This window comes from Geomonas oryzisoli (genome assembly GCF_018986915.1).
Taxonomy (GTDB): Bacteria; Desulfobacterota; Desulfuromonadia; order Geobacterales; family Geobacteraceae; genus Geomonas; species Geomonas oryzisoli.
Map to the genome: position 1 here is coordinate 3,695,537 of NZ_CP076723.1, position 6,964 is coordinate 3,702,500.

General features: G+C 56.4%; 3 protein-coding genes and 2 rRNA genes (1 of these 5 only partly in view). 2 read left to right on the forward strand and 3 right to left on the reverse strand.

Annotation, left to right across the window (positions count from 1 at the left end; translation table 11 throughout):
* Positions 1–78: 78 nt before the first annotated feature.
* Positions 79–1,677 carry a methyl-accepting chemotaxis protein gene (locus tag KP004_RS16220; protein WP_216799478.1) on the forward strand — a complete coding sequence of 533 codons (1,599 nt, stop codon included), beginning with the start codon at positions 79–81 and terminating at the stop codon, positions 1,675–1,677.
* Positions 1,678–1,749: 72 nt separating this feature from the next.
* Here KP004_RS16220 and ung read toward each other — a convergent pair whose 3' ends face one another.
* Positions 1,750–2,469, reverse strand: a complete 720-nt coding sequence (gene ung / locus KP004_RS16225) for a uracil-DNA glycosylase (protein WP_496197161.1) — start codon at positions 2,467–2,469, stop codon at positions 1,750–1,752.
* A gap of 243 nt (positions 2,470–2,712) precedes the next feature.
* Here ung and KP004_RS16230 point away from each other — a divergent pair, with 243 nt between their 5' ends.
* On the forward strand, positions 2,713–4,209 hold the full coding sequence (locus KP004_RS16230; RefSeq protein ID WP_239026835.1) for a radical SAM protein: 1,497 nt from the start codon (positions 2,713–2,715) through the stop codon (positions 4,207–4,209).
* Between the two features lie 93 nt (positions 4,210–4,302).
* On the opposite strand, the gene rrf is transcribed toward KP004_RS16230, so the two are convergent.
* Positions 4,303–4,419, reverse strand: a 5S ribosomal RNA gene (gene rrf, locus KP004_RS16235).
* Between the two features lie 124 nt (positions 4,420–4,543).
* Positions 4,544–6,964: ribosomal RNA gene (locus tag KP004_RS16240) — 23S ribosomal RNA — on the reverse strand (it continues 538 nt past the right edge of the window).

Genomic DNA, 6,964 nt, shown 5'->3' on the forward strand with positions numbered 1-6,964 from the left:
TTCTAGTGTCTAAGTCGATACGTATTACAAAAATGACGGGACGACACTTTTCATCCCAGTGACAAGAGGTTGCCATCAATGAACATCAGCAAAAAGATTTTCATCGCCAACGTAGCGATCGTCCTGATCGCGACCATCACGACATCGGCTGTCACGCTTTACGTGATCAGGAAAGAAATCACCCGCCAGGTCACCGTCGGCCTCACGTCACGCACCAAGGCCTTTCGCGAGCTCGTCGCTCCCAACGGTTCCGGCTTTGCGGTGGTGGATGGCAAACTGCAGGCAAACGGCACCGTGCTCGATGGTCGCAACGATTTGACCGACAAAATGAAGGAGATTTTCGGAGGCGAAGCAACCATCTTCCGCGGCGACCTCCGCGTCGCCACCACGATCAAAAAGGATGACGGCAGCCGGGCGGTAGGCACCTCGTTGCAGGGGGCAGCCAGGGAAGCTGTGATCGACCGGGCGTCACCCTACCTCGGCGAGGCCAAGATACTGGGCACCCCCCACTTCGCGTCGTACCTGCCGCTACTGGACAACCAGGGCAAGGTCATCGGGGCCCTCTTCGTCGGGGAAAAGAAGTCGCAGTTTCTCGCCGTGTTCGACGATCTGAAATACCTGAGCCTCGGCATCTCCGTGCTGCTGGCGGGGCTCCTGGCGCTGGTCGCCTTCCTGGTGATGCACCGCGCGCTCGAGCCGATGCGGGCTCTGATCGCGACCCTCAAGCACGTCGCCGAAGGGGACGGGGACCTGACCCGGCGCCTGGCCGAGTCCGACGATGAAATCGGAACCGCAAGCCGCTACTTCAACATGTTCATCGAGCGCGTCCACGCCATCGTCCAGACCGTCGCCGACAACGCCAACTCGGTGACCGAGGCCAGTTCGGAACTGCACCGCAGCACCGAACAGTTGGCGCGCACCACAGAGGAAGTCGCGGGACAGACCGAAACCGTCTCTACTGCCGGGGAAGAGATGGCGGCCACCTCCGCCGATATCTCCAAGAACTGCCTGCAGGCAGTAGCGAGCGCGGAGCGCGCCTGCGACATGGCCACCATCGGCTCCGCCGACGTGGAGCGGAGCATCCGCGGCATGCAACTCATCAACGAAAAGGTGCGCCTAACCTCCGAAAGCGTGAGCAGCCTGGGGGCCATGTCCCAGCAGATCGGGGAGATCATCAACACGATCCAGGACATCGCCGACCAGACCAACCTGCTCGCGCTCAACGCAGCCATCGAGGCCGCCCGGGCCGGTGAGCAGGGGCGCGGTTTTGCCGTGGTCGCCGACGAGGTGCGCAGCCTGGCCGAGCGGACCACCCACGCCACCAAGGAAATCGAAACCAATATCCGTTCCATTCAGGACGAGACCACGCGGGCGGTTCAGGTGATGCAGGAAAGTGCGAGAGAAGCCGCCAAAGGGGCGGAGGATTCGGTGAAGTCAGGGCAGAGCCTGGAAGGGATCCTGAAGCAGATCAGCGAGGTGACCCAGCAGATTGGACAGATCGCCACCGCGGCCGAAGAGCAGAGCGCAACCAGCCGCGAGATCAGCAACAACGTCCACCAGATAACCGGTATCATCCAGGGGACGGCCAGGGCCAACCGCGAGTCCATGGCCACGGCCGACAAACTGAACTCCCTGTCGGCAAACCTGAAAGGACAGATCAGCAGGTTCAGCTACTAGAGGAAAAGGGTAGCGAGATACGCGAACGGCCCGGCATGATGCCCGGGCCGCTTTTTTTGGAGTGGGGAGCGGTCAGGACAGGCGCCAGTCGATCGGGTCCAGGCCGTGCTGCACTAGGTAGGCGTTAGCCTTGGAGAAATGTCGGCACCCCAGGAAGCCCCGGTGTGCCGAAAGCGGTGAGGGATGCGGGGCGCGCAGGACCAGGTGCCGCGTCTCGTCGATGACCGCACCCTTCTTCTGAGCATAGGCCCCCCACAGCATGAAAACGACATGCTCCTTCCGCTCGTTCAAAAGGGCGATGACGCGGTCGGTGAAGACCTCCCAGCCCCTCCCCTGGTGCGATGCCGCCTTGCCCGCCTCCACCGTCAGCACGCTATTTAGAAGCAGGACACCCTGGTCAGCCCAGGCCTTGAGGTGGCCGTGCCTGAAGTCGGCCGGCGCAAGCCCCAGATCGCTCTGTATCTCCTTGAATATGTTTATCAGTGAGGGAGGGGCTTCAATGCCGTGCGGCACGGAGAAGCAGAGCCCGTGCGCCTGGTCCGGCCCGTGATACGGGTCCTGTCCCAGGATGACGACCCTCACGTTGTCGAAGGAAGTTGAGTTGAAAGCGTTGAAGTATTCATTCCCCTTGGGGTAGATGATCTTTCGCCTGGACAGCTCCTGGCGCAGGAACTCTCTGAGCTCGCGCATGTAGGGCTTGTCAAACTCGTCCACAAGACAGCATTTCCAACTCGGCTCCAACCGTATCTGCGTTTCAGTCGACATCGTGGCAACCTCGATTGTCTCATCCATGGAATAGGCAAGAAATTAGCACACCCGTCCCCAGCCAGCCAAGCCCAATCTACCACCCGCACCTGTTATGAGTGCGCCATCGCTCTTGAAGCCACGCCGCGCAACTTTTGTTGCTATGCTACGCCCTGCAACCACAAACATTGACAGATTTTAATGCCGAAGTAGACTGGTGTGGTTGAAAAACAGAGGCGATATTCGAAGGAGGAAACCATGCCATTGGAATGTTCCGTTTTAGGCAAGGATTTGGCTATCACAGAGACCACTGTTCCCGTTATATCCCCCTACTGGCGCCTGAAACGAAATGGTCATTGGGCCCTGCTATGCCGCTACGAGCAGGAGCAGCTCCGCTACTCCATGCTGTCCCCCAAGATGGGTGCTACGCTGGCACTAATGGATGGCAGACTGACCTTCAGACACCTCTCCATGATCGCCCAATACGCCTTCGACCTGGAATCGCTCGAAACCTCTCAGGAATTTGTCAGGCAGGTCATCATGGCGGCCAACGGGGAGGACGACGCAGTGGTCAACATGACCCCGGAACTGGAGCCTTTCGTCAAGCGCATCGACCCCTTTGAGTTCGCCGTCAAGACCTCGAAATGGAAGGCTCAAGAGAGACCCGCCGTGCCCCTCTCGTTGAACCTCATGTTTTCCAATGACTGCCACACCAACTGCTCGTACTGCTTCGCCAAAGGGCACTGTGTTCCGGAGAGCAAGCTGTTGTCGACCGAGCGCTGGAAAGAACTGCTGCGCGAAGCGAAGACGCTGGGCATCGACCAGGTCTTCCTCTCCGGAGGCGATCCGCTTTTCAGGAAGGACGCCTTGAAGCTGATCGAAGAACTGATCGATCTGGAGATGCTCTTCGTTCTTTCCACCAAGTGTTTCATCACCGAGGAAATAGCGGACCGCCTGGTCTCGATCGGCATGACCCAACCGGTCAACCAGTATGTGCGCGAGATCCAGCTGAACATGGACCCCAATGAGTCTACGGCGGACAACCTCGCCGGGAGCCCCGGATACTATCACAGAGCGGTTCATAGCATCAGGAACCTGTTGAAGCGTGGCTTCAATGTCAGGGTGAAAGCCGTGGTCACAGCCCTGACGGTTCCTCACATCTATGAGTGGGTGGATGAGTTGGAGGACATGGGGGTACGCCAGATTTCGGTGGCGGCCTATAACAGGAGCCTCAACGGCAGAAACGAAAGCTTGTTCTTAGGTAAGGAAGACAGAGCGTCCATCATCGACCAGTGTCGCCGAGCCAGGATCGATTTCCCGGAAATCGATTTGAGGACCATAGGATGCGAGCCCATGCATGACGGCGCAGCGGTGCAAAAAAAGGCGGTCACCGAAACTGTGCCCGCTCTCCCCGGCGAAGACTCTGAAATCCACGACAAGATCAGACGTTGGCGGGAATGGGATCACTCTTTCGGCACGCAAAGCAGCATAACCATCACCCCCGACGGCAAGGTGATGCTCTACGACACGGTCCCGCAGGACGAAGCACTCTTTGTAGGCGACGTATCGACCAGTTCGATCGTCGAGGTATGGAACAGCGATCCCTTGTTGAATTACCCATTTCCAAAGACGGAACAGTTCAAGGGTGTCGCGTGCTACGACTGCAGCAACCTGGCACAATGTCAGAGCAAAGCAGGATTCTGTTTCCGAGATGCCTATTTCCGTTCGGGGAGCGTGCTGGTGCCGCCGGCGCAGTGTCCGATGGTGCAGGGCGAGAGCGCCTTCTGAACATGCTCTGAATAAGGCACGTAAGGTGGGCAGCGCGTGCTGCAAACGCGAAAAAGCCCCGTCTGGAATCAGACGGGGCTTTCTCTATTAAATTCCCTGCGGCGACCTACTCTCCCACATCGTTTCCAATGCAGTACCATCGGCCCTGAGAGGCTTAACTTCCGTGTTCGGGATGGGAACGGGTGTGACCCTCTCGGCATAGCCACAGAGAAACTCGTAGCTTGGGCTTTCGCCCGCGCAATATGTTTCTCACAATCGCATTTCGTGTCTGTAGGATTTTTTGGCAGTGTATGATCGGGGGGTGGAGGTCCACCCCCCTCTCTAAGAATTTTTTATGGTCAAGCCTCACGGCCGATTAGTACCGGTAAGCTGAACGCATTACTGCGCTTACACACCCGGCCTATCAACGTTGTGGTCTACAACGGGCCTTCAGGGGATTGCTCCCGGGGATACCTAATCTTGAAGGAGGCTTCCCGCTTAGATGCTTTCAGCGGTTATCCTTTCCGTACATAGCTACCCAGCGACTGCTCCTGGCGGAACAACTGGAACACCAGAGGTACGTTCAACCCGGTCCTCTCGTACTAAGGTCAACTCTTCTCAAGTATCCTACGCCCACGGTAGATAGGGACCAAACTGTCTCACGACGTTTTAAACCCAGCTCGCGTACCGCTTTAATTGGCGAACAGCCAAACCCTTGGGACCTACTTCAGCCCCAGGATGCGATGAGCCGACATCGAGGTGCCAAACCTCCCCGTCGATGTGAACTCTTGGGGGAGATCAGCCTGTTATCCCCGGCGTACCTTTTATCCGTTGAGCGACGGCCCTTCCATACAGAACCGCCGGATCACTAAGACCTACTTTCGTACCTGCTCGACTTGTTGGTCTCGCAGTCAAGCTCCCTTATGCCTTTACACTCTACGGCTGGTTTCCAATCAGCCTGAGGGAACCTTCGCGCGCCTCCGTTACTCTTTGGGAGGCGACCGCCCCAGTCAAACTACCCATCAGACAGTGTCCCCGATCCGGATGACGGACCTGGGTTAGACATCCAAACAAACCAGGGTGGTATTTCAAGGATGGCTCCACCGAGACTGGCGTCCCAGCTTCAAAGCCTCCCACCTATCCTACACAAGCTTATTCGAATGTCACTGTCAAACTGTAGTAAAGGTGCACGGGGTCTTTCCGTCTTACCGCGGGTACTCGGCATCTTCACCGAGAATTCAATTTCGCTGAGCCACTGGTTGAGACAGCGCGGAAATCGTTACGCCATTCGTGCAGGTCGGAACTTACCCGACAAGGAATTTCGCTACCTTAGGACCGTTATAGTTACGGCCGCCGTTTACCGGGGCTTCGGTTCAAAGCTTCACCTTGCGGCTAACAAATCCCCTTAACCTTCCGGCACCGGGCAGGCGTCAGACCCTATACGTCGTCTTGCGACTTTGCAGAGTCCTATGTTTTTAGTAAACAGTCGCTACCGCCATTTCTCTGCGACCCTCTTCAGCTGTGCGAGCGAATCGCCTTCACCAAAAAGGGCATACCTTCTCCCGAAGTTACGGTATCATTTTGCCGAGTTCCTTAACCAGTGTTCTCTCAAGCACCTTAGGACATTTATCCTCACCCACCTGAGTCGGTTTACGGTACGGTCACCTGCTGTCTGAAGCTTAGAGGCTTTTCTTGGAAGCATGGGATCGACGACTTTGCGGGGATACCCCCTCGTCATCAGTTCTCAGCGTTGAATGGAAGAAGGGATTTGCCTCCTCTTCCCGCCTACAACCTTAAACCTGGACAACCAGCGCCAGGATCGTCTACCCTTCTCCGTCCCCCCATCGCAACAACAGGTGGTACAGGAATATTAACCTGTTTCCCATCAACTACGCCTTTCGGCCTCGCCTTAGGGACCGACTAACCCTACGCAGATTACCTTTACGTAGGAAACCTTGGGTTTTCGGTGACAAGGTTTCTCACCTTGTTTTTCGCTACTCATGTCAGCATAATCTCTTGTGATACCTCCAGCCGTCCTCACGGTCGACCTTCGCAGGCTTACACAATGCTCCCCTACCACTTGATCCTTAAGGATCAAATCCGCAGCTTCGGTACTATGCTTAGCCCCGTTACATTTTCCGCGCAGACCCACTCGACCAGTGAGCTATTACGCTTTCTTTAAAGGGTGGCTGCTTCTAAGCCAACCTCCTGGTTGTCTGGGCATTTCCACATCGTTTTCCACTTAGCATAGATTTTGGGACCTTAGCTGGCGGTCTGGGCTCTTTCCCTTTTGACTACGGATCTTATCACCCGCAGTCTGACTCCCACAATAACAGTTAGCGGTATTCGGAGTTTGGTTAGGTTTGGTAACCTGGTGAGGCCCCTAGCCCATCCAGTGCTCTACCCCCGCTACTTACTTTGTGAGGCTATACCTAAATATATTTCGGGGAGAACCAGCTATCTCCGAGTTTGATTAGCCTTTCACTCCTATCCACACCTCATCCCCTGGCTTTTCAACGCCAGTGGGTTCGGGCCTCCACGAAGTGTTACCTTCCTTTCACCCTGGACATGGATAGATCACCCGGTTTCGGGTCTACCCCCAGCAACTAATTCGCCCTATTAAGACTCGCTTTCGCTGCGGCTCCGTTCTATGAACTTAACCTCGCTGCTGAGGGTAACTCGCTGACTCATTATGCAAAAGGCACGCGGTCACACTGGATTGCTCCATAGTGCTCCCACTGCTTGTAGGCATACGGTTTCAGGTTCTATTTCACCC

Bases quoted from the DNA above. Each gene is read 5' to 3' on its own strand.
- KP004_RS16220 (WP_216799478.1), top strand. From the start codon at position 79: ATGAACATCAGCAAAAAGATTTTCATCGCCAACGTAGCGATCGTCCTG.
- ung (WP_496197161.1), bottom strand. From the start codon at position 2,469: ATGGATGAGACAATCGAGGTTGCCACGATGTCGACTGAAACGCAGATA.